Annotated in this window: 3 protein-coding genes; 2 read left to right on the top strand and 1 reads right to left on the bottom strand. The window is 61.8% G+C overall.

What is annotated here, in order from left to right:
* Positions 1 to 161: 161 nt before the first annotated feature.
* Positions 162 to 629 (bottom strand): hypothetical protein, encoded by a 468-nt coding sequence (locus VZ95_RS16425; protein WP_045776817.1) that lies wholly within the window; start codon positions 627 to 629, stop codon positions 162 to 164.
* A 178-nt stretch (positions 630 to 807) separates the two neighbouring features.
* Here VZ95_RS16425 and VZ95_RS16430 point away from each other — a divergent pair, with 178 nt between their 5' ends.
* Both VZ95_RS16430 and VZ95_RS16435 read left to right on the top strand, forming a co-directional pair.
* On the top strand, positions 808 to 1,290 hold the full coding sequence (locus VZ95_RS16430; protein ID WP_045776818.1) for an SUF system Fe-S cluster assembly regulator: 483 nt from the start codon (positions 808 to 810) through the stop codon (positions 1,288 to 1,290).
* On the top strand, positions 1,287 to 2,142 hold an 856-nt coding region (locus VZ95_RS16435; protein WP_045776819.1), incomplete at its 3' end, for a SufD family Fe-S cluster assembly protein. The genes VZ95_RS16430 and VZ95_RS16435, both read left to right, overlap by 4 nt.

Consider the following 2,142-nt stretch of genomic DNA (forward strand, 5'->3'; position numbering starts at 1 on the left):
TCACATTGTTCTGTTCGAAGCGGCCTGCAATATCAACCTCACGGCGCAACCCAATGTTCACTATAACCAGGGCCAAGCCATTGGGGTTGCCTACCCGAATAGCTAATCCGCTACGTTAAACGGGAGAAGGCCGGTGCTCTTGGCTGGGAACCGGCCTTTTCTTATTTCTTCCCCAATTGCGTCGTCAGCCACGTAGTAAACGCAGGCGCATTCATATCGGTCTGCAAACGCGTGAGCATTTGGGCGATGGGCACGCGGTCGCTACTTTCGGAGCAGGACGCGCTGCGTTGGGCGGCTTGCGACTGGCGCTCGGCCTTATAGGCGCCTTCGAACCAGCCTTGCGCCAGGTTCGGCAGAGCGGGCAGCAGCCCGTCGATGTCGCTGACGCGCTTATCCAGGTCCTTCGTTGGCAGCGAGCAGGTTTCCGAGGCCTCGGCGATGCGGGCGGCGACGAGCGCGAGCGCGCGCAAATCGTCCACCCCGCCCATCGCCAAGCCGTTCACTTGCACGATTGAGGCGGGGGCGGCGGAAGTGGTCTTCGCGGCGTCCGATCCCGCCTGTTGGCAGGCGGCCAGCGCCAGCGCGCCGACAAGCGGCAGAACCAGGGAAAGCGCGCGGGGATAGGTCAAAATTCACTCCTGTTTCAGCACATAGGCCCCCCACCTATACGCGCTGCGGCGCGCAACGCAAAGCCCGATGCGTTACAAGCGCTTGACGATTGGCCCGAACGGTCCTTAATAAAGGACTGAATTAGTCCTATATAGGAAGCGGTGGGGGCGCTCTGCTCCCGAGGATGGAACCGGGGCCATGATTATCGTCAGCAAATTGGCCGATTATGCCGTCGTTCTGGCGGTGCATCTGGGCCAGATGGGGCCAGCGGGCGGCGCGCAAGCGAGCACGGCCGATCTCTCGGAAGCCACGCGGCTGCCGAGCGCGACCGTGGCCAAGGTGCTGAAGGCGCTCAACCGCGCAGGTCTGGTCACGGCGGCGCGCGGCTCTGGCGGCGGCTATCGCCTTGCCCGTGCGCCAGTGGAGATTACCGTTGCCGAGGTGATTGCGGCGATCGACGGACCTCTCGGGATGACCGAATGCGCGGGCGAGACCGATCACGAAGCCTGCACCCATACCTCCTATTGCGCCACCAAACCCCATTGGGCGCGCGTCACGCTGGCCGTTCAGGCCGCGCTCGGCGCGGTTACGCTCGACGATATGATGGCCCCGCCGTTCATGGCCCCCGCGCCGCGCCCCTCCGTGGTGGCCCCCCTCTCACTTGGAGCCGACGCCTCATGACTGCGCTCGATATGCCTTCTGCCGTCGATGCGGCCGTAGCCGACCAGCCCTATAAATATGGGTTCGTTACCGATATTGAGGCGGACGAAGCGCCGTTCGGCCTGAACGAAGATATCGTTCGCTTCATTTCGGCGAAGAAGAACGAACCGGCGTGGCTGCTGGAGTGGCGGCTGAAGGCTTTTCGCGTTTGGCAGGAGATGAGTCCGCCGACCTGGGCGAAGCTGAATGTGCCGGACATTGATTTCCAGGCCCTGCGCTATTATTCCGCGCCGAAAGTAGCCTCCGGCCCGAAGTCCTTGGACGAGGTCGATCCCGAGCTCCTGAAGACATACGAAAAACTCGGCATTCCGCTGAAAGAGCAAGCGTGGCTGGCGGGCGTGCCCGGCGTCGCGGTCGATGCGGTGTTCGACAGCGTTTCGGTGGCGACCACCTTTAAGGATAAGCTGAAGGAAGACGGCGTCATCTTCTGCTCCTTCGGCGAGGCGGTGCAGGAGCATCCCGAACTGGTGCAGCAGTATTTGGGCTCGGTCGTGCCGGTGGCGGATAATTATTATTCGGCGCTCAATTCGGCGGTGTTTTCGGACGGCTCCTTCGTGTTTATCCCGAAGGGCGTGCGTTGCCCAATGGAGCTTTCGACCTATTTCCGCATCAACGCCAAAGGAACCGGCCAGTTCGAACGGACGCTGATTATCGCCGAAGACGATAGCTATGTGTCCTACCTCGAAGGCTGCACGGCCCCGCAGCGCGACGAAAATCAGCTTCATGCAGCGGTGGTTGAACTCGTGGCGATGGATCGGGCACAGATCAAATATTCGACCGTGCAGAATTGGTATCCGGGTGATGCCGACGGCA

It is taken from the genome of Elstera litoralis (assembly GCF_000963705.1).
Lineage (GTDB): Bacteria > Pseudomonadota > Alphaproteobacteria > Elsterales > Elsteraceae > Elstera > Elstera litoralis.